Source organism: Chryseobacterium sp. TQ-BC-N36 (assembly GCF_058382295.1).
Genome location: NZ_CM178175.1, coordinates 423111 through 443815, shown reverse-complemented (window position 1 = coordinate 443815; position 20705 = coordinate 423111). Strand labels below are relative to the sequence as shown.

Below are 20705 nucleotides of genomic sequence, written 5' to 3'. Positions count from 1 at the left end.
AATAATTATTGATATTGTAAAGTTTTTGTGATTTTATTAAAATTATTACTTTAATACCAGGTAAAAACAAACAATATGAAAAAAATCACAACTTTTTTATTAAGCCTTACAGCTCCGTTTTACTTTGCTCAGCAGGCTGGTGATGTTATAAGTGCCGAACAGAAACTGGATTTAACCCCTCAAGGAGTTATCAGTTTTATAGCCGGTAATCTTGGCAATCAGGATGCTCCGGAGTTCGCCAGCTATCTCAATAGCTTTAATGTTGGGTTAAAAGGCTACAAGATCACCTATTACACCAAAAATGAAAATAATGTCCTTGTAAAAGCCACCGGCTTACTCATGTACCCCAATGTACCATTTAAGCTATCGACAGTAGTCTCCGACCATGGCACTACTGACAGCAGACACAATGTGCCTTCTAATTTCAAAGGGGCTCTAACTGCAGGATTTGTAGTGGAGCTATCTTATGTTCTTAACGGATATATTTTAATGGCACCTGACTATGTAGGGATGGGAACAGGAGACGGAGTACACCCGTATGTAGATTATGCCACAGAAGCCGGTGCTACCATAGATTTTATCACAGCGGCCAATAAAGTATTGACACAACTGAATATTAAGCGTTATGATGAATACTTTTTAGCCGGTTATTCCCAGGGAGCACATGCTGCTATGTCTACTTTAAAAAGATTAAGTATTTCAAATCCCAATAATATCAAATTCAAGTATGCCTACATGGGTGACGGGCCGTATGATTTTTCCGGAGTGACTTTGAATAAAGGGGTGCTGGAAAAAGACATATACCCTTTTACCTCATTTCTGGCCAATGTTCTCCATACCTGCAACAATACAGGATATAAGACATACAGCAACGATATCTCAGAGGTTATTTCCGCTGAATACCTCGATAAGTACAATTATCATGTTGTTCAGGATAACGGCGGACTTCTATGGGGGCCCGTCATTTGGAGAAATCTCTTTACCGCAAACTTTGTCAGTGATGTTACGAATAATCCCAACAATAAGCTCAGACAATGCCTGAAACCTAAGGATGTATACGACTGGTACAATAAAACCCCAATGACATTGGGACATTCGACTGTAGATTTGGCTATTCCACCTGAAAACACATCTAAAACCATTGATGTTCAGCGTGGGTATTATCCGTGGTGGGATCTTAATAAATACAAACTGGATTCTTTTTATTGGGGGCCTATTGGCCATATAGGAGGAATTCTTCCGTTTACTCTGGCATCAAATGCCAAATTTAATACCCTGAGAAGCGGTGGGCTGCTAAATGAATGGGCTATTGCAGGATCTGTTTTTGGCAGGCAGTCTACAGAGAAAAGTTCTGAAAAGCCTATTGTCCTTTCTTCACAGATAAAACCGGATCTCGGAACAATGAAGCTGGCGGAAATTACAGATTTCAATCAGGAAAAGGCCAAAAGCAGAACTGCTGACAACCGTAATTTAGCAACTTTAAAGGATGGCGTTTATTTGTTGAAAGTATCAGAAAATAACGAAGATAAAATAATTCCATATATCAAAAACACCCCCCAAAAAGTAAATGAAAATGAAATTATACAGTCTGCAACCCCATCGGTTTTACAACTGAAAGTTGATCAGGCTGAACTTTCTTCTGTAAACATCTTCGATGAAAATAAAACACTGATTAAAAGCATTTCTAAAAAACAATACCATGAAGTCGGAGGAATCAATGTAGAAGATCTGGAAAATAAAAATTATACTTTTGAAGTGGTAACTCCTTATTATAATCTTCAGTTTGATAAAGCCGTTGGGGGTAAGCCATTTTCTGAAAACAATGCTGATATTTTCTCTCAAAAGCAACAAATCATTGTAAAAGCCAGCAGTGATATTAAAAACATCAGCATTTACAGTATTTCCGGTTCTCTGGTCATTCAGCAGGAAGTTAACAAGCCATTGTTTGAGTCCCGAAGCTTAGAATCCGGCATATACCTGATACAAATTACATTGTCTAATGGTAAAGTCATTAATAAAAAAGTAAAACTGTAAACTCAATCACTCTTCTATATCTCATTTCAAGTTAATTTTAGCACTTCAGCAATGAAGTGCTTTTTTATGATAATAATTAACTTTAAACAGAGAATACAGTTAGCCCTAAAACTTAAAGCCAACACTCAAGTATATCCTTGAGAAATCAAGCTGACTGTTTCTGGAAATATTCAAACTGATAGGTCCGATCAAAGATTCATACCCCAGATTCACTCCGTAACCAAACATATCAAAACTGTTATTAAAAGGAGAAAACTCTTCACTTACCTTACCATAACTGAAAGAAGGAGTCACATAAAGTCTTTTCATAATTCTGTACTGTAATGACGCCGATGCTTTTGCCACAGAAGTCATAGGAAGCTCCTTCTGACGGAGGCCATTAAATTCCGGACTTAGCAAATCATAATTATATTCACTCCCTCCTAAATTATATTTCTGATTCAGGAAGAGATAAGGGACCTGATCTTCTCTCTGTGCCCCAAAACTTGTTCCCAGGAAAAGATTTACCTTAGCAGTTAACCTCCGTGTGATCGGGTGGGCAAAATTTTCATTCAAAGTGAAAGAAACCAGGTTTTTAGGCTGATAATAGTATGGGTCTTTAGGGTTCAATATAGGATATAAAAGTGGCTGTACGGTACTCAGATCATACAGTTGATACTGATCTCCATAATAAAACCTTGCACTCATCTGCAGGTGATTCCCTTTTGTGAAGAAGTATCTTTTGTTGAGATTGTTCTGTTCAAACTTCAAAAATGTGTTGAAATTACTGTGGTTATATAGTTTTTTACTGTAGTTATCTACTTTTGCCTGATCCACTTTATCCAGTAAACTGTACATTCTTTCTGTACTGAACTCTGTTCCCAAGGAGAAAAAGGCATTGGGACTGATATTATAATTCAGGGCTATCTTTCCGGTAATATTTCTGTAAATATGGTTGGGAAAGCGGTCACCACTCTCTCCTCCTACATCGTATAACCTGAAGTTCAGGTCATTACTTTTAAGATGGATCATTTTAGCTTCCAGATCCAACCACAAACGTTCTCCACTGTCTAAAAACTGCTGGTAAGCAACTTTAGCTTTAAAACGTTCAGAAATATCTACAGTTGCCAGAAATCTTGATCTGTTCAAAAGGATATTCCTGTAGGTATAGTTGACAATAATCCCTACGGACTGCTCTGTATCATAATGCAGGGCCAGTTTGAAAGCTCCTTTTTTGGCTCTTTTCACAAAAACATTCATCACAAGACCATCATTGGCATTTGTATATGTGTAATACACCTTTACGTACTGGCGCATTCCAAATACTCTGTCTATGGCTTCATTGACCGTTTTCGCATCGTAATACTTCCCTTCCGTAAGGCCCATTTGCTTTTTCAGCACTTCAATCTCAGCTACATCATTAATGGGAGTTCCATCTTCTTCATTGAAAGTAAATTTTGTTGTGGGCAGCTTTACTTCTTCAATCATTTCGTGCTCATATTTGATACCAGCTTTTCGTTGTGCTTCAGCAAGGGCTACAAATTCAGGAAGATGTTTTCTCGCTTCTACCTCTCCTATTTTTATAATCTTTCTGAATCTGGCAAAATCTTTAGTCGTAATCTCTCCCAATGGATCCACAAAATCTACCAGGATATTGGATAATTCTTTCTGATGCTTGAAATCTTCTACAGAACGGATGGCATGAGTCTGATAAATCATTTTCATCGGATTCTCAATTTCTTTTTTGGTAAAAAGGCGGAAACCGGTATATCCACCAATCACAAAATCTGCTCCCATTTCGCGAACCTCATTAGCCGGATAATTACGGTCCAGCCCACCATCCACCAACAGTTTCCCGTCAATATAAACTGGGGCAAAAGCTGCAGGAATTGCTAATGTAGCACGAATAGCCAGCGGCAGAGATCCTTCTTTCTGCATTACCAGCCCTCCATTTTCAATATCTGAAGAAGTAAGCTGTACAGGAATTCTCAGTCTGCTGAAATCATTGATATGTTTGGCATTAAAAGTAAGGGTATTGAGCACCTCTCCCATATACTGTCCTTCAATATAAGAGCTGGGTAGAGTAGGAATTCCTTTTACAACAGGAAATTCCAGGATGTATTTGTCATATTCATCTTTTTCACTGATATTGACTTTACTGTAAGGAATTTTATTACTCAGAATCCTGTTCCAGTCCATTTTATAAATGGTATGTTTCAATTGATCAGCATTATATCCCATGGCATATAAGCCTCCCAGAATTCCTCCCATACTGGTTCCCGTAATATAATCTACCTTGATTCCCAGCGAATCAATCATTTTCAGAATCCCAATGTGTGCAAACCCTTTTGCCCCGCCGCCACTGAGAGCAAGACCAAATTTAGTGTCTTTGGTTACATTCTGAAGGGCCACGGCCAGGGAATCATTCTTTTGCTGAGATTTGACAATAATAGAGAAAACTATGGCAAAAAATATCAGGATCTTTTTCATTGGTGATTCTTAAGGTATCCGATTTGAAACGTTAAAAGTAATAGTGGGTAAAGATACACAAAAAAGTCACCTGCTTGCCCGGCACTTTTCATGAAGTAAGCAATTCTGTTATCATCAGTTCACCAAAGCAAATAACCTGTTGATCCTTAAGTAAAAATGATCTGTTAAATATTTTTAATATGCTTTAATGGTTTCGACAAAATTGATATCCGGATTCAGAATTTCAAGAATAAGGCTTTTGACAGATCTCATAGCATCATCAATATTTCCTTTGTCAAACTGCAGGGAAACCATACCCTTTTTAGCATCAGCAAAACTCCAGATTCCTGTTTCAATAGGAAATCCCCAAAATTCCGGAAGATGCTGTACCACGTAATGATAAATACAAAGCTGAAGGGCCTGTTTTCTGTCACTGTTATGGAAGTATTCAGAGACATTGTCTTCATCAATTTTTACATTAAGATTTTTGATTCTGGCTGTTTTATAATCAATAATTCTTAGCGTCCCATTGAGCTTATCAATACGGTCAATGAATCCGAAGAAAGAAATTTTATCATTCCCATCAAGAGGAAAATCTATATTCTCAAATCTTCTTTCGATATCAACAATCTCCAGTTTATTGCCCTGCTTTATCAGCTCAAGATCATGATTAAGTACATTCTCAATTACTTTTTTAGCAATGGCTTTATGAATGTAGTTCATTCCTTTTTCATAAAACTCCGGCTGATGTTTCAGCTTTTCAATCGCTGTATTTATATATTGATCTATCGCTTTAACTGAACTCCTTAAATCACTTTCTTTTAAAACCTTACCCTTTAATACTTCATATACTTCTTGAAGTGAATAATGGACTAAGTTTCCATAATTCTTCACCGACAGTTCTTCTTCAATTTCATCCGTTTCTGAGGTATTTAAAATCTTGGAAAGATAAAAATCAATCGGATTATAAAGATAACTTGTAAGGTGGGATGCAGATACTTTTTCCTTCCATTTCTGAAGGCGGTCTTGCACAATCTGTGTCTTGGAAATCTCTATTGGATTGGTGGCAATAGGCTCAGAAGAATTTTCAATAATAAGATGTTCAATCTCGTGGGCGCTCTCCATTTCAATCTGGGTAATGAAACGGCTTTTCTCCCCGGTATTTACTCCGGAACTCAAAGCATTATACAATAAATGTACATTCTTTGCATCCTGAATCAGCCTGTAAAAGTGATAGGCATAAATGCTGTCATTTTCCAGGAAAGTATGAAGATCAAAGAATCTTCGGATATCAAAAGGGATATAAGTATTCTGGGAATTTCCGAGAGGAAGCTTACCCTCATTTACAGAAAGCAGAATAACGTTTTCAAAATTCAGGAGACGGGTTTCCAGCAATCCCATAATCTGTAATCCTCTCAAAGGTTCTCCCTGAAAGTCAATACTTTCAGAATTGATATGCTGATTAATCAGAATTTCCAGGGTTTCCATTTTGATCTCAATATTGTATGGAGTCAGCTGGTTTTTGATAATCCTGAATGCATTTTCAAAGTGAGAGACATTTTCATACTGAATATCATCTATTGGCAGCCATTTTACTTTCTGGCAGAATTCAATAAGCATGTCCAGATAAGCATTTGTTCCCGGAGCCTTCTGAAGAAGGCCAAAATAAGAAAGACTGCTCAGAAGTTCATTCAGAAGCTTATGAGAAATATAAACAATGTTCCGTTCCTCAACTTTAGCTTTAAAATCATTGATAATCTGCTCATCCTCAACAGATTTAGGAAGTTCTTCAAGAATGGGAAAAACATCTCTGTAATAATAAGAAGATTTATTTTTTTCCAACTGCTTCTGCAGATAGAAAAGACGTTTAACAGCATTGGAGAAAGATAAATTTTTCAATGGAAACCCCATTGTAATATTCAAATTATCAACACCATGCATCACATCGAGACTTGCAGGAAGAAGATTTTCATCCAGCAATACTACAGCTGTATTGGAATAGGTTTTATTATTGATTTCTTTAAAGATCTCAGGCAGCACCTTTGTCTGAGTAACATTTCCGGAAACTTCATAGACTTTAATTTTTTTAGGCTGGTTAAAATCATCTTCAATCCATTGGAAAGCCCTGTTGTCATCAAACTCTTTCCAGGTCTTGTGATTTCTCAGAAACTTTCCGGCCTCTTGTCTTTCGTCATTGAAATAATATCGGTCAGCCTGAAAAAAACATTGGGCCTTATTCCACTGCAAAAGATTTCTCACCAGCTTTTCTTCTACCGGAGTAAAAGCATTGAATCCGCAAAATATGAACTCCTGATTGGTATTTTTAGCAAAGTCAGCAATCTTAGCCTTGGCCGTTTCATGGATCATTCCTGAAGTAGCCCAGTTATTTTCCTGTAATTTCTGCTTTAAAACCGGAAGAAAAACATTCATATTCTGCCAGAAGTTAAGAAACTTTTTTCTTGGAACATCATCATCGTCACCAAGATTTTGAGCCCATTCCTTAATTCTTTCCTCATCAAACATATACTGAAGTACAGCCTGATCACTATCTGAAAATTTGAGAATATCATCCCAATCCTTCTGGAGTGTAGGAAACCACTTCAGAAAATCCGAAAAGTCATCTCTGGGAATCAGATTCAGACTTCTGTATACATCAAACGAAAAGAGCCACAACGGAATTCCCTGGATAGGCTGTTGATCTGCAATTGTATTGATAAGCTCTTCTATAGTAAAAAAATTGGGAAGAAGCCCCGAATAATGATTTTCTTCCAGGATCTGCCTGATAAACACAATGGGACGTTTTCCGGGTAGAATGATATTAAACGCAGAAAGATCCGGGTTTTGCGCCAGCAGTTCGTGAATGATTTTATTGAGGAATTTCAAAGGGCTTGATAGCTTTTTAAGTTGTCCAGTTCTTCAGAGATTAAATTATTATATTCTGCCTGTTTTTCTTTATCAATTCCATGACGGGTCTCTCTGTCATAAGCCACCTGAAAACTCTGGTAATCAGTGGATATCCCATCATAAATTGTTTTAAAGTATTTGTTATAGTCTCCTGAAGTCTTAATTTTTTCAGCAACCGCCTTTCTGAACTTTCTTACAAATAGTTCTGCAATATCAAAATGCTTCTGTTCGTGCAGCAGGATGTAATCATTCATTCTTTTAGCGTCTTTCCAGGACTTTTCTTCGTTAAATATGGTTTTAATCGTGATGGTAACGGGTGCCTTCGGATCCGAAGATTTTATAGCAGAAAACTCCCAGCCACAATGGGTATATGCTGCCACATCAGGATTTTTTTTGGTACTGACCGGACTTTTAAAATTATCCCAGGTCAGCTTTTTATCTTCCTGCCAGGTGACTTTCTGTCCGAAAACCATCTGAGCAGCCAATATACACAATACGAAAGTCAATCTCATTATTCTACTACAATTGTTTTTGTAATCCAGTTATTTCCTCCATTCCAGAATTTAAAAGTATAGGTTCCTTTTCTCTGTGGACTGAAATTGATCTGGCTGGCACCGACATAATTTCCTTGCGTACAAGGTCCGTTGGTGATATATTTATAAGCAGTAACCGTCCTTTCCAGATTGGTATTGTAAACATAGTCATATCCGTAAAAGCCCTCACAGTGAGAAGGATAGGTAGAATACGTCTTGATGCTCTGGATCGCAAAAACGGCCATCGTATCATTCACAATTTTTACACTGTCTATTTTGATCTTGCCAATAGATTCAACCGTGTGGTAATCGTCATCATTACACGAAACCAGAAGCCCGCCAAAAACGAATACTGAAAACCCAATATTTAAAAGTTTTTTCATAACCTTTAATTTTCTGATTATTAATATATATTTAGCAAAAATTATTCCTTATTTACATAAAATCAGGAATTAAAATTACCTTTTGATACATAAACTACTTTTTTAGTATCAAAAAATTCTTCATCAAAATAGTGTTTAAGGTTGAAAATTTCACATTTAATTCCGGCAAGCTCTTCCGCAAGATCACCACCTTTTAAATATAAAATTCCGTTATGTTTAGGGTTAAACTGTTCTTTTTCAAATTTTCCTTTCAGCCATCTTAAAAATTCCGGCATCTGGGTTACCGCTCTGCTGACCACAAAGTGAAATTTTTCTTTCAGTTTCTCTGCTCTTCCGTGGATAGCCGTTACATTGGTTAATCCCACTCCATCCGCCACAGCCTGAACTACACTGATTTTCTTCCCGATAGAATCAATCAAAGTAAATTCTGCCTCAGGAAACAGAATTGCCAGAGGGATTCCAGGAAAACCTCCTCCTGTTCCAATATCCAAAACTTTTGTTCCGGGTGCAAACTGCATCACTTTTGCAATTCCCAAAGAGTGCAGAATGTGCTTTTCATACAGCGATTCCATATCTTTTCTGGAAATCACATTGATTTTTTCATTCCATTCATTATATAGTTTCTCCAATTGGGAAAACTGTTCCTTCTGTTTTTCAGTAAGATCCGGGAAATATTTTAATAGTAACGATGCAGACATGTGAATTATTATAAACTGCAAAAATAAGTTTTATTTCTCTTGTATTCAAATCGACTTTCATGACAGCACCCAATCAGCACATCATTATTTCGCAATTCCCGGAATGACAGGTACACCGGGATTCCCGGACTGACTGACCGTCTGTACCGCAAAAATATAATTGTCTTTTGATAGCGGAATCTTAACAGAAAGTCCTGTTGTAAATATTTTTTTCTGCCAAACCGGACTGTCTGTCTCCCTGGCCAGTACATAATATCCCGCTGGCATTCCTGATTTTGGCTTTTCCCAGTGAAGCGTTGTGGAATTGGTCAGTTCTTTTACATCCATTTCCACTTTCTCAGGTTGGGAAGTGGATTTTGCAAGATTGGCCAGTACCGCAACATTGGCTGAAACATTTTTTTTCAAATACTTAAAATCTATAAATTCAGGAAGATCACCATATTGTTTATTATTTTCCACTCTGATATCCTGATGCTGATGATCATAATTTTCATAATACTCTGTCAATCTTACAGAAGGAAATCCGTTAACGACAAAACTGGTGTGATCACCCCCACGCAGGAATCTGTCATTTCTGTAGATCAGCTTTATCTCCAGCCCTTTTACGTACTGCTCCGTAATCTCTTTGATATAACGGGCCAGCTGTCTGGATTCACTGTCGTTTTCAAAACCCAGATTCCTAATGGTGATTGCTTTTTTGTCAAGATCTTTATAAGGCAGCCCTTCACTGAATACGCGAAGTATGCGGGTATTGACCTCTCCCGTTTCTCCTGCTTTGGGATTACCGATCATATCATTATTCAGAACAGCTTCCAGCTGTAGATTTTCTCTTTTAATCTTTTCAGAAAGCTGTTTAGAGCCCAATAACGATTGCTCTTCTCCTGAAAAAGCCACAAAGATGATGGATGCAGGAAATGAAGATTTACTCAATATTCTCGCAGATTCTATAACCGCACTTACCCCGCTGCCGTCATCATTAGCTCCGGGTGCTATGGAAGTTCTGTTCATCACATCCGTCACTCTTGAGTCAAGATGTCCTCCGATCAGGAAAATTCTTTTGTCGTCAGGATCTGTTCCTTTCAGAAAAGCGACAGCATTTCCCAGGTTAACAGATTTATCCACCCTTTTTCCATCCGGCTGAATGTCTTCCTGCTGAAGATAGACTTCCATTCTGCCTCCGGAATTTTTAGCATAATCGTTGAATTTTTTAATCACCCAGCTTCTCGCTGCGCCAATTCCCTGCTTAGGATCATCTGTGGAGCTTAAAGTATGACGGGTTCCAAAACTTACCATTTTTCCGATGTAAGATTTTAGCGAATCTTCATTCACCTGACTCACATATTTTTTCACTTCATCATCTTTTGAATGTTTCTGTGAGAAAACAATACAGGAAACCAGCAATAAAAAAACGGAATATTTCATAGGATAGATCTTAGATTCTTTAAAGATACAAAACCCTTTGTTTCTGGAATATTTTTTATTTCATAATGAGACTCCATCCTGATTGACACATACCCAACTGCTCACATCAGGAAGAGAAATCAAAAGACCTTTTAACATCAAAACCTGACAAAAATCTTCAAAACAGCCTTACTTTTATTACTTCCACAAAACGTTTTTATTATATATTTGTTAAAATTCAAAAAATACATGGATAAACTTTCAGATAGAGTAAAAAGATTAGGATACTCACAGACATTTGTCATGTCAAACAAAGCCAGAGAAATGAAAGCCAACGGAATAGATGTGATCAGCTTAACTCTTGGTGAACCGGATTTTGATGTTCCGGATAATATCAAACAGGCCGCTTTCGATGCCATTAATCAGAATTACAGCCATTATTCTCCTGTTCCGGGATTCCTGGAACTGCGTGAGGCGATCGCTTATAAATTAAAAAGAGACAACAACCTGGAATATAAACCTACCCAGATCTGTGTTTCAAATGGTGCCAAGCAGGCCATTATCAATGTTCTCGCTGCTATCATCAATGATGGTGACGAAGTTCTTCTTCCTGCTCCTTATTGGGTAAGCTATGATGAAATGGTAAAAATGATGGGAGGCACCTCTGTGATTCTTCCGACATCTTACGTTACCGATTTTAAAGTGACTGCAGAGCAGCTTGAAGAAGCGATTACAGAAAAGACCAAAGCAGTACTTTTCAGTTCTCCATGTAATCCGTCAGGAGGATATTATACCTATGACGAGTTAAAATCTATCGCAAAAGTTATTGCCAAATACCCTCAAATAACAATCATTTCTGACGAGATTTATGAGTATATCAACTATGAAACAAAAACGACATCTATCGCTCAGTTTCCTGAAGTATACGAACAGACAGCCGTGATCAACGGAATGTCGAAAGCATTTGCCATGACAGGATGGAGAATCGGATATTCTGCATGCCCGGAATGGCTGGCAAAAGCGTGTGAAAAGGTACAGGGACAGATGACGAGTGGTGCTAACACGATGGCTCAAAGAGCTTCTATTGTTGCATTGAGAACAGATCCTTCTGAATACAGATATATGATTGATGCCTTCAAAAAAAGAAGAGATCTTGTCTATGAATTAATCAAAGAAATTCCAGGATTTAAAGTAGTGCTTCCCAAAGCAGCCTTCTATTTCTTCCCAGATATTTCATACTATATCGGAAAAACATTGAACGGAACTGAAATTAAAAATTCAGATGATTTCGCCATGTTCCTGCTGGAAAATGCACATGTTGGCTGTGTTGGTGGATTCTCTTTCGGAAGCCCTGAATGTATCAGATTTTCTTACGCTGCTTCTGAGGAGGAATTAAGAGAGGCCATGAAACGAATTAAAAACTTATTGGAACAATTCAGTTAACAAATTAATAACCCAAAATAAAACACGACAGCAATGAATCTGTTAAAAAAACTGACCATCGCCACAAGTATTGCCGCAGCGAGTTTTGCGGGGTATGCTTTTGGCCAGGATTTCCAGTGGAAAGAAGCTACTTCGAATGGCTACAAGTACAAGTATGTAACCAATGACCCTACTTCCGCAAGGTACTATACTTTGAAAAACGGGCTGACGGTTATTCTGAGTCCTACGAACAAAGACCCGAGAATTCAAACGTATATTGCTACAAAAGCAGGCAGTAAAACCGACCCTGCTGATCATACCGGTCTCGCCCACTATCTTGAGCATATGCTTTTTAAAGGAACGAATCAATTCGGTTCTAAGGACTGGGCAAAGGAAAAACCGTTGCTAGACCAGATTGACGCTCTTTACGAAAAGTACAATCAGACCAAGGATGAAGCTAAGAGAAAAGAGATTTACAAAGAAATTGACAGGGTTTCAGGAGAAGCTGCAAAATTTGCCATCGCAAATGAATATGATAAAATGATGGCTGGCATGGGAGCTGACGGCACCAATGCCTTCACGTCTTTTGAACAGACTGTATACACAGAAGATGTACCGGCCAACGTTCTTGACAAATTCCTCGCTGTGCAGGCTGAAAGATTCAGAGAACCCATCCTGAGACTTTTCCATACAGAACTGGAAGCTGTATATGAAGAAAAAAACAGATCTCTTGATGATGATGGAGATAAAGTTTTTGATACAATGTTTGCCAATCTGTTTCCTAACAACAATTACGGAAAACAAACGACCATCGGTACGATTGAGCACCTGAAAAACCCTTCACTGAAGGCTATCAGAGAGTATTACAACACGTATTATGTTCCTAATAATATGGGGATCATCATGTCCGGAGACTTCAATCCGGATGAAGTGATAGCAAAGATCGACAAAGCTTTTTCCTACATGAAGCCTAAAACGATTCCGGAGTACAAAGTAGGACAGGAAAAAGCAATTACAGCACCGATTGTAAAAGAAGTGGTAGGACCGAATCCTGAAAATGTAATGCTTGGCTTCAGATTTCCGGGAGCTTCCACCAAAGATGCAAGAATGCTGAACCTTGTTGGAAACATGCTTACTAACGGGCAAGCCGGATTAATTGATCTTGACCTTGTAAAAAAACAGAAGTTACTTGGCGCTTATGCCGGATCTTATGCTTTAAAAGACTATTCCGTTTTACTTTTACAAGGGAAACCTACTGAAGGACAGTCTCTGGATGAAGTAAAAAATCTTCTTCTTCAGGAAATTGATAAATTGAGAAAAGGTGAGTTTTCCGATGATCTGATCCAGTCTATTGTAAACAATGAGAAGAAAGGGATCATTCAGAAGGATGAAAAATATTCGTCAAGAGCAAGTATCCTGATGGATGAATTTACTTCCGACATTGATCATAAAACATCCTTGGAATACGTAGACGAAATCTCCAGGCTTACGAAAAAAGATATTATGGATTTCGCTTCCAAATATCTTCAGAACAATAACTATGTTGCTGTTTACAAAAGAAAAGGAGAAGACAAGAGCATTGTAAAAGTTGATAAACCAACCATCACTCCGGTTTCCGTTAATAGAGAAGATCAGTCGCCTTTCCTTAAGAAAATTGATGAAATGCCTGAAAACCCTATCGCTCCGGTATGGTTGAATTATGATAAGGATATTGATAAAAACAAATTAGCAGGTGTAGACGTACTTTCTGTAAAAAATACAGATAATGCCCTGTTCAGAATGTATTATCATTTTGATTCAGGAAAATGGAACAACAAAATCCTTCCGTTAGCAGCAGAATACCTTCAGTATTTAGGAACTAAAGATAAATCTTCCGAAGTCATCAGTAAGGAATTTTACAAACTTGCCTCTAGCTTTAATGTGAGCGCTGGAAACGAAGAAACCTATGTATCACTGGAAGGTTTAAATGAAAACTTTGATAAGACAATTTCTTTATTTGAAGATCTGATTAAAAACTGCCAGGCAGACCAGGGAGCACTTGATGCTTACAAAACAAGATTGAAAAAAGCCAGAGCAAATGCGAAACAGAACAAAGGAGTCATCATGTCCGGATTGAGAAGTTATGCGCAATACGGCCCTCAGAACCCTTTTAACAATGTATTAAGCGATGCTGAACTTGACGCATTAAAAGCTGAAGACCTGATCAGTGTTCTTCATGACCTGTTCAATTTCAAACATAAAGTACTGTACTACGGTCCGAAATCAGGTAACGAAGTGGTGGCTTCTTTAAAACCGATCCACAAACTTCCTGCAACTTTGAAGGATCTTCCTAAGTCAAAAACTTTCGTTCAGGTTCCGACAGACAAGAACAAGGTATTATTTGCCCATTATGACATGGTACAGGCTGAAGTTTTCTGGGTGAGAAATTCTGACCAGTACAATCCTTCTACGACTCCAACGGTAAGTTTATTCAATAATTATTTCGGAGGCGGTATGGGATCTATTGTTTTCCAGACCATCAGAGAATCTAAGGCACTGGCCTACTCTACATACTCTTATTTTGCACTTCCAGGCAAGAAAACAGATAAGGATATGATCATGGCTTATGTAGGAACCCAGGCAGACAAATTCAATGAGTCTACCACAGCCATGAATGAGCTTTTAACAACGCTTCCAAAATCTGAACAATTATTCGAAACAGCAAAAAGCGGATTGAAAAAATCAATTGCTTCAGAAAGAATTACTCAGGACGGAATCATTTTCTCTTATCTGAAATCCCAAAGGCTTGGAAACAATTTTGATATGAGAAAGACTGTGTATGAACAGGCTCCAAAACTATCTTTTGCAGACATCAATGCTTTCCATGACAAAGAGATGAAAAACAAGAACTATACCTATTGCCTTGTTGCTTCACAAGACAAAGTAAATGAAGCCGATATGCAGAAATTAGGGGAAGTAAAAAAACTTAATTTAACTGAAATATTTGGTTATTAAAATAAACAAAAGCCCTGATGTCAGGGCTTTTTGATGTAACAACACGTCAAAAACAATTATAGATTTTATTTATCAATATTTGTTTGTTCGATAGATGAATCTTTTATATCTTTGCATAAGAAATTTAAATATAAAAACAGAAAAATTATGTCTTTAGTAGGAAAAAAATTCCCGAATTTAACAATTGACGCAATGTCTGAAATGGGTGACGATCTTAAAATCAACATCCTTGATGAAGCAGTAAACAACCAGCAAAAAGTTCTTTTATTCTGGTACCCTAAAGATTTCACTTTCGTATGTCCTACAGAGCTTCACGCTTTCCAGGAGGCTTTAGGTGAATTCGAAAAAAGAAACACTAAAGTAATCGGTGCATCTTGCGATACTAACGAAGTACACTTCGCATGGTTGAACACACCAAAAGATAACGGAGGTATTGAAGGAGTAACTTACCCACTTTTAGCTGATACTCACAGACAATTGGCAAACACTTTGGGAATTGTTGATCAGGATTTCGAATATGATGAAGATGGAAACGAAGTTTTCACAGGTTCTAACGTAACTTACAGAGCAACTTACCTTATCGATGAAACTGGAAAAATTTTCCATGAAGCGGTAAATGATATGCCATTAGGAAGAAACGTAAAAGAATTCTTAAGACTAATCGATGCTTACACTCACGTTCAAAAACATGGTGAAGTATGCCCTGCAAACTGGGAAGAAGGAAAAGAAGCAATGAAAGCAGACAGAACTTCTACTGCAGAATACTTAGCTAAGAACTAATTTCAATTTAACAATCTGATAATTTAACAATGTAACAATGTATCGGCGTAGCAATAGATTTTTTTTATTGGTACATCGAGACACTATTAAATTGTTACATTGTTAAATTTTAATTCTTAAAATTTAACTTATGTACACAGAATTAACCGAAGATACATTACAAAATATAGTAAACGACAACGAAAAAGTAGTTGTTCAGTATGGCGCAACATGGTGCGGAAACTGCAGAATCATGAAGCCTAAATTCAAAAAATTAGCTTCTGAAAATGACTCCATCCCATTTTTATATGTAGATGCTGAGAAACTTCCTGAAAGCAGAAAGTTAGCAAAAGTAGACAACTTACCTACTTTCGCCATCTTTAAAAACGGTGAATTGGTAAACCAGGTTCAATCCAACCAGGCAGAAAGTTTAATCAACCTCTTTAATGAATTAGCATAATGAAATTACCCGTAATCAGACAGTTTTATCAGAATCAGACTCCTGAAAATCTTGAAAAAACATTAGAAGTTCTGGAAAGCTTCTGCGAATTCAGAGGAACAAGCGAAGAAGATCTAAATGTTGCAGGAGAATTGATTACCAACATTTGCGGAGCTTTAGAAGTTCATGCCAACGTTCAGAACGGAATGAGTGAAAAAGACGCTTTAAACTCTTTTGCCCAAAAGGTTTTGGGTTCAATCGACAAGTAATATTCTGCGATTATTCCTAACCGAAGAATTAAAAAACACAAAATACAATACCTGAGGTTTTCCTCGTTACTATACTTTTTCTATTCTTTAAGAATCTTTTATTTCAACTGTAAAATGTACTTCAAGGGACTAAACGGTCATATGGAGCTGGAAGTTGTATGGAAAATTTTAAAGAATAACCAATAAAATCCCGGTGATATTTTTCATCAGGATTTTTTGGGTTTAAATTTCAGAATACAGATAACACTAATATCTTCACAAATTTCACAATACAATAACTAGAATTTATTCATTACATCCGTAATCATCTGTGCCAATCCGTGAAATCCGTGGTTATAAAATAGATTTTAAATCATTATACGTTTCGGATAAAGCCTTTGGTTGGAATGTATTTATGTAAACGGGATAAGCCCGTTACTATTGAATTCGTGTCATTCTTGAATTCATTTCATAAGTGTTAAAAAGAAGAATCCCGATGAAAGTATCACCGGGACTATATTTTAAAGCTAATACATTTTATCAATTAGTTTCTTCTGCTCATCAGAATACTCAGAATGTACCAGAATAAAAGCATAATAGAAGCAAAAAGCTGTAATGCTGCTCCCACATACTGATTGGTACCATAAGAATCTTTCAGTTTACTTGTCTGATACAGAATGGTAGCTGAGGCCAGGATCACCATTCCTACTGAAAACCATAATCCAAGGTTAAAACCAAAGATCATTCCTCCTACAATCAGTCCGATAGAGATAAACCCACCGATTACAATGATATTTCTTAAGAAAGAAAAATCTCTTTTGGAAGTGAATGCTACAGCAGAAATACCTGCAAACATGGCAACAGTTAGAGTAGCAGCCTGAAAGATCACATTAGCCCCACCTTCAATATTAGTAGCAATAAAAAGCAGAGGCATAAAGATAATGGCTTCCAGCAGAATATAAAATCCTAACCCTAAATACTGAGTAGATTTACTTTGTGAAAGAGACCATTTTGAAGCTAAAACAGAAGCTAACCAGAAAACTCCGATAATCAACAGCCAGATATATCGCTGACCGAACATCATCGCAATAAGTTCTGCCGGAACCGTTTTCAATAATATTGTTTCCACTCCAATAAATGCAAGTATTGATAAAGCAACATGCAAATACGTCTTCTTGTAAAAATTCGCTTTCTCCACTTCCGAAGAATGAGCGACTAAAACATCTGTCATCATAGTTAATATTTTTTTAGTTAATCAAAAATAAAATTGAAGCCTTATTTCACAGGCAATACCCCAAGGATTTTCCCATTATCTTCAAAGACAGCAGCAATAACTTCCTTAGAAGATTCTCCTGCATATTTATATTTAATACTGGGATGATTGATTCCGTCCATTGTTTTATAATATCCGGCCTTTAAGACTTCAAGCTTTTTATTGGGATCAATACCATCTTTGACCTTTTTAAGTACATCATCAGTCACAATTTCTTTTACCTTATCAGAAATCAGTCCATCAATAGTTTTTCGGTCAGAAGCCTGTAAAGCCTCAACAAATCTTTGGAAATTATCATTATACAAAGTGATCTTATCCTTACTTATGGTAGCCTGCACTTCCTTTTGCGGACCGTTTTCAATCTTTGCACCTGTTACTTTCTGTGCAAAAACCAACTGTCCACCCAAAATAGCAAGCCCTAGCAATAATTTTTTCATAGTATCCATTTTATTTTTGGTGAAATAAGTGATGGAAGATACGAAAATCAGACCAGTTCTAAAAATTTCATTGTATCTACATTATCTGCATAGGTACCAAGGTCCGGATTTTGCGCTTCTCCAAACGGAACAGCACTCAAGCGCAACTCCTCTTTTGCTACCACACACTGGATATTTTCTTCATTTTCTGCAATGAAGTGTTTCACATCATCCAGGGATTCATATCTGCTGAAATTGATTACTGAAAGCGGACTGAAAAGTTTATCATCCTCCTTCAGCATCACAAAATTATTATCCCAGAATTTATCTTGGTTTAGAAGATAAACCGCTCTGTTATAGTCATAATTATTAGCATATTTATTATGATTGATAATATCCTGGAATCCCAAGAAGTTCTCAAACAGCCTGTCAATCACAAAATCCTGCGGAATAAAAATCCGCGTTACATTGCGGCATCCTAATCCGAAATACTGGAAAATGTCTTTTGCCAGCAATTGCAGCTCTTCATTTGTCTCATCACCTTTCAGTACCGCAACAGAAGTTCTGTTTTTACGGATAATGCTGAGATGATTCTTGAAATAATATTCCAGATATCTTGCCGTATTATTGCTTCCAGTGGCAATAACTGCATCAAAGTTCTCTAATTTTTCTACAAACTCAAAGGAAATATTTCCGCCAGAAAACTCATTCCACTTCTTTAATAAAAACGGAATCAGATATTTATCTTTTGAAGACAGCTTAATAACAGGAATATGATGGCTCAAAACTACTGAAATGACATCATGAAGTCCTACCAAAGGAATATTTCCCGCCAAAATAAGTCCAACTCTTTTTGAAGTTTTAGAGATTGAATAATTTCCTAGCCAGTTTTTAATCTTTTCTTCAGTAAGAAGATCAGCCCATTGCGTCAAAGCAAATTTCTGATTATCAACAGTAAACCACGGATTCTCTATTTCAGACCTTTTTAACAATAATTCAATATCGGCATCATCTTCATTGTGATCTTCCGGTTTCTTCGCTAAAAACGCTTTTATATAATCGCTTAACTTAATAAGTCCTAAAACTTGATTTTCGGTATTCATAATTACTTTAAAATTGGGGAATATTTTGTAATTTTGTGCAAATTTAAAAAAAATTAGCGATGGCTATTAAAATAACTGATGAATGCATTAACTGTGGGGCTTGCGAACCAGAATGCCCAAACAATGCAATATATGAAGGAGCTGTAGATTGGAAAGCTTCTGACGGTACGGCTCTTCAAGGTACCATTACTTTGCCGTCGGGACTTACTGTAGATGCCAATGCACCACAGGAACCTGTAAGTGATGATGTATATTTCATTGTAACAGATAAGTGTACAGAATGCAAAGGATTCCATGAAGAACCTCAGTGTGCGGCTGTATGTCCTGTAGACTGCTGTGTTCCTGACGAAGACCATGTAGAATCTGAAGAAGCGCTGCTTAATAAAAAAGCATTCTTACACGGCGAATAAAAAAATTTCCGTCTCATGATCTGTGAGACGGTTTTTTTGTCCAACAATCCCAACTTAACCAAAAAATAAAGCTAAAGGAATTTCAAATCCGGAAGCAACCAAAAAATAAAAATATGAGCAAAAAGCACAACTTCAGCGCAGGACCATGTATTTTACCACAGGAGGTATTTGAAAAATCAGCACAGGCTATTCTGGACTTTAACGGAATTGGATTGTCTCTTCTTGAAATTTCTCACAGAAGCAAAGACTTCGTTGCTGTAATGGATGAAGCGCGTGCCATTGTAAAAAGATTGATGAATCTTGGTGATGATTATGAAGTACTTTATTTAGGAGGAGGTGCCAGCCTGCAGTTTGCAATGGTTCCTTACAACCTGATGAAAGTAGGTGGAAAAGCAGCTTACCTGGATACAGGAACATGGGCAGCCGGAGCCATCAAAGAGGCAAAAAAAGTAGGTACGGTAGATGTGGTAGGTTCTTCAAAAGAAGAAAACTATTCCTTTATTCCTAAAAACTATACGGTGGGCTCAGTATATGATTATTTTCATTGTACTTCCAACAATACCATTTATGGAACTCAGATGAAGACTTTCCCTGAAGTGGATACCCTGATGGTTTGCGATATGAGCTCTGACATTTTTTCCAGACAGCTTGATTTTTCTAAATTCGATCTGATCTATGCCGGGGCACAGAAAAATATGGGGCCTGCAGGTGTTACATTAGTGGTAATAAAAAAAGAAATTCTTGGTAAAACGGGAAGAGAAAATATGTTTTCTATTTTGGATTACTCCCAGCACATCGCTAAAGAATCCATGTATAATACTCCACCAGTATTCCCTGTATATGCATCATTACTTACCCTTCAGTATCTTGAAAGAAATGGAGGTATTGCTGCTGCAGAACAGAGAAATGAAGCTAAAGCCAAGCTTTTATATGATGAGATCGACAACAACCCTTTATTCGAAACTTTCTGCGTAAAAGAAGACCGTTCATTGATGAATGTTTCTTTCAGAATTACAGATGAAAATAAGAAAGAAGAGTTTGACAATGCTTGGAAAGCTGCGGGAATCAGTGGATTGAACGGACACAGAAGTCTTGGCGGGTACAGAGCAAGTTTGTACAACGCTTTACCGATTGAGAGTGTACAGGTTCTGGTAGATGTAATTAAATCTATCAAATAAATTAAAAATAAAAAATTCAAAGATTGAAAGATATAAAATCAGTTCATTTAATTTTACTAATT

The 20705-nt window shown here is 37.1% G+C and carries 17 protein-coding genes; 8 read left to right on the top strand and 9 right to left on the bottom strand.

All coding sequences use genetic code 11. The annotated features are described in order from the left end of the window. Window positions 1-75 precede the first annotated feature (75 nt). Entirely contained in the window at window positions 76-2034 is a 1959-nt protein-coding gene (locus AC3FI7_RS01905; RefSeq protein ID WP_491461263.1) for a T9SS type A sorting domain-containing protein, read from the top strand. A 105-nt stretch (window positions 2035-2139) separates the two neighbouring features. Here AC3FI7_RS01905 and AC3FI7_RS01900 read toward each other — a convergent pair whose 3' ends face one another. The 6 genes from AC3FI7_RS01900 to AC3FI7_RS01875 form a co-directional block, all read right to left on the bottom strand. Continuing rightward, window positions 2140-4503 carry a patatin-like phospholipase family protein gene (locus tag AC3FI7_RS01900; protein WP_491461262.1) on the bottom strand — a complete coding sequence of 788 codons (2364 nt, stop codon included), beginning with the start codon at window positions 4501-4503 and terminating at the stop codon, window positions 2140-2142. A gap of 174 nt (window positions 4504-4677) precedes the next feature. Beyond that, a complete protein-coding gene (locus AC3FI7_RS01895) occupies window positions 4678-7365 on the bottom strand; it encodes a PD-(D/E)XK nuclease family protein (protein WP_491461261.1) in 2688 nt (895 codons plus the stop codon). Further along, window positions 7362-7898, bottom strand: a complete 537-nt coding sequence (locus tag AC3FI7_RS01890; protein ID WP_142722359.1) for a DUF922 domain-containing protein — start codon at window positions 7896-7898, stop codon at window positions 7362-7364. The genes AC3FI7_RS01895 and AC3FI7_RS01890 overlap by 4 nt, the downstream gene beginning before the upstream one ends. Further along, window positions 7898-8302: a hypothetical protein gene (locus tag AC3FI7_RS01885; RefSeq protein WP_142722358.1), complete on the bottom strand. Its 405-nt coding sequence runs from the start codon at window positions 8300-8302 to the stop codon at window positions 7898-7900. The genes AC3FI7_RS01890 and AC3FI7_RS01885 overlap by 1 nt, the downstream gene beginning before the upstream one ends. Window positions 8303-8364: 62 nt before the next feature. Beyond that, window positions 8365-9000 (bottom strand): 16S rRNA (guanine(527)-N(7))-methyltransferase RsmG, encoded by a 636-nt coding sequence (gene rsmG / locus AC3FI7_RS01880; protein WP_291898308.1) that lies wholly within the window; start codon window positions 8998-9000, stop codon window positions 8365-8367. Between the two features lie 84 nt (window positions 9001-9084). Further along, window positions 9085-10422, bottom strand: a complete 1338-nt coding sequence (locus tag AC3FI7_RS01875; protein WP_491461260.1) for a M20/M25/M40 family metallo-hydrolase — start codon at window positions 10420-10422, stop codon at window positions 9085-9087. A 228-nt stretch (window positions 10423-10650) separates the two neighbouring features. On the opposite strand from AC3FI7_RS01875, the gene AC3FI7_RS01870 reads away from it, so the two are divergent. The 5 genes from AC3FI7_RS01870 (at window position 10651) to AC3FI7_RS01850 (ending at window position 16284) form a co-directional block, all read left to right on the top strand. Then, on the top strand, window positions 10651-11844 hold the full coding sequence (locus AC3FI7_RS01870) for a pyridoxal phosphate-dependent aminotransferase (RefSeq protein ID WP_142722355.1): 1194 nt from the start codon (window positions 10651-10653) through the stop codon (window positions 11842-11844). A 33-nt stretch (window positions 11845-11877) separates the two neighbouring features. After that, window positions 11878-14817: a M16 family metallopeptidase gene (locus AC3FI7_RS01865; RefSeq protein WP_491461259.1), complete on the top strand. Its 2940-nt coding sequence runs from the start codon at window positions 11878-11880 to the stop codon at window positions 14815-14817. A 147-nt stretch (window positions 14818-14964) separates the two neighbouring features. Then, window positions 14965-15597, top strand: a complete 633-nt coding sequence (locus tag AC3FI7_RS01860) for a peroxiredoxin (RefSeq protein WP_426478306.1) — start codon at window positions 14965-14967, stop codon at window positions 15595-15597. Between the two features lie 130 nt (window positions 15598-15727). Further along, a complete protein-coding gene (locus AC3FI7_RS01855; RefSeq protein WP_034698499.1) occupies window positions 15728-16036 on the top strand; it encodes a thioredoxin family protein in 309 nt (102 codons plus the stop codon). Further along, window positions 16036-16284, top strand: a complete 249-nt coding sequence (locus AC3FI7_RS01850; RefSeq protein WP_002980002.1) for a DUF6952 family protein — start codon at window positions 16036-16038, stop codon at window positions 16282-16284. The genes AC3FI7_RS01855 and AC3FI7_RS01850 overlap by 1 nt, the downstream gene beginning before the upstream one ends. Window positions 16285-16807: 523 nt before the next feature. Here the strand turns inward: AC3FI7_RS01850 and AC3FI7_RS01845 are convergent. The 3 genes from AC3FI7_RS01845 to AC3FI7_RS01835 are packed head-to-tail and all read right to left on the bottom strand — an operon-like array spanning window position 16808 to window position 19055. After that, window positions 16808-17497, bottom strand: a complete 690-nt coding sequence (locus AC3FI7_RS01845; protein WP_142722353.1) for a Bax inhibitor-1/YccA family protein — start codon at window positions 17495-17497, stop codon at window positions 16808-16810. Window positions 17498-17538: 41 nt separating this feature from the next. Next, a complete protein-coding gene (locus AC3FI7_RS01840) occupies window positions 17539-17973 on the bottom strand; it encodes a peptidylprolyl isomerase (protein ID WP_228451149.1) in 435 nt (144 codons plus the stop codon). Between the two features lie 47 nt (window positions 17974-18020). Continuing rightward, on the bottom strand, window positions 18021-19055 hold the full coding sequence (locus AC3FI7_RS01835) for an aldehyde dehydrogenase family protein (RefSeq protein ID WP_343658188.1): 1035 nt from the start codon (window positions 19053-19055) through the stop codon (window positions 18021-18023). Between the two features lie 59 nt (window positions 19056-19114). On the opposite strand from AC3FI7_RS01835, the gene AC3FI7_RS01830 reads away from it, so the two are divergent. Continuing rightward, window positions 19115-19465 (top strand): 4Fe-4S binding protein, encoded by a 351-nt coding sequence (locus AC3FI7_RS01830; protein WP_002980006.1) that lies wholly within the window; start codon window positions 19115-19117, stop codon window positions 19463-19465. Window positions 19466-19578: 113 nt separating this feature from the next. Then, complete coding sequence (gene serC, locus AC3FI7_RS01825) at window positions 19579-20643, top strand: 3-phosphoserine/phosphohydroxythreonine transaminase (RefSeq protein WP_491461258.1); 1065 nt, start codon at window positions 19579-19581, stop codon at window positions 20641-20643. Window positions 20644-20705: the final 62 nt, after the last annotated feature.

What these genes read in the sequence shown, in the direction of transcription:
- AC3FI7_RS01875 (WP_491461260.1), bottom strand. Translation starts at nt 10,422, where the DNA reads ATGAAATATTCCGTTTTTTTATTGCTGGTTTCCTGTATTGTTTTCTCA.
- serC (WP_491461258.1), top strand. Translation starts at nt 19,579, where the DNA reads ATGAGCAAAAAGCACAACTTCAGCGCAGGACCATGTATTTTACCACAG.
- AC3FI7_RS01900 (WP_491461262.1), bottom strand. Translation starts at nt 4,503, where the DNA reads ATGAAAAAGATCCTGATATTTTTTGCCATAGTTTTCTCTATTATTGTC.
- AC3FI7_RS01855 (WP_034698499.1), top strand. Translation starts at nt 15,728, where the DNA reads ATGTACACAGAATTAACCGAAGATACATTACAAAATATAGTAAACGAC.
- AC3FI7_RS01890 (WP_142722359.1), bottom strand. Translation starts at nt 7,898, where the DNA reads ATGAGATTGACTTTCGTATTGTGTATATTGGCTGCTCAGATGGTTTTC.
- AC3FI7_RS01845 (WP_142722353.1), bottom strand. Translation starts at nt 17,497, where the DNA reads ATGATGACAGATGTTTTAGTCGCTCATTCTTCGGAAGTGGAGAAAGCG.
- AC3FI7_RS01885 (WP_142722358.1), bottom strand. Translation starts at nt 8,302, where the DNA reads ATGAAAAAACTTTTAAATATTGGGTTTTCAGTATTCGTTTTTGGCGGG.
- AC3FI7_RS01870 (WP_142722355.1), top strand. Translation starts at nt 10,651, where the DNA reads ATGGATAAACTTTCAGATAGAGTAAAAAGATTAGGATACTCACAGACA.
- AC3FI7_RS01850 (WP_002980002.1), top strand. Translation starts at nt 16,036, where the DNA reads ATGAAATTACCCGTAATCAGACAGTTTTATCAGAATCAGACTCCTGAA.
- AC3FI7_RS01865 (WP_491461259.1), top strand. Translation starts at nt 11,878, where the DNA reads ATGAATCTGTTAAAAAAACTGACCATCGCCACAAGTATTGCCGCAGCG.
- AC3FI7_RS01830 (WP_002980006.1), top strand. Translation starts at nt 19,115, where the DNA reads ATGGCTATTAAAATAACTGATGAATGCATTAACTGTGGGGCTTGCGAA.
- AC3FI7_RS01835 (WP_343658188.1), bottom strand. Translation starts at nt 19,055, where the DNA reads ATGAATACCGAAAATCAAGTTTTAGGACTTATTAAGTTAAGCGATTAT.
- rsmG (WP_291898308.1), bottom strand. Translation starts at nt 9,000, where the DNA reads ATGTCTGCATCGTTACTATTAAAATATTTCCCGGATCTTACTGAAAAA.
- AC3FI7_RS01840 (WP_228451149.1), bottom strand. Translation starts at nt 17,973, where the DNA reads ATGAAAAAATTATTGCTAGGGCTTGCTATTTTGGGTGGACAGTTGGTT.
- AC3FI7_RS01905 (WP_491461263.1), top strand. Translation starts at nt 76, where the DNA reads ATGAAAAAAATCACAACTTTTTTATTAAGCCTTACAGCTCCGTTTTAC.
- AC3FI7_RS01860 (WP_426478306.1), top strand. Translation starts at nt 14,965, where the DNA reads ATGTCTTTAGTAGGAAAAAAATTCCCGAATTTAACAATTGACGCAATG.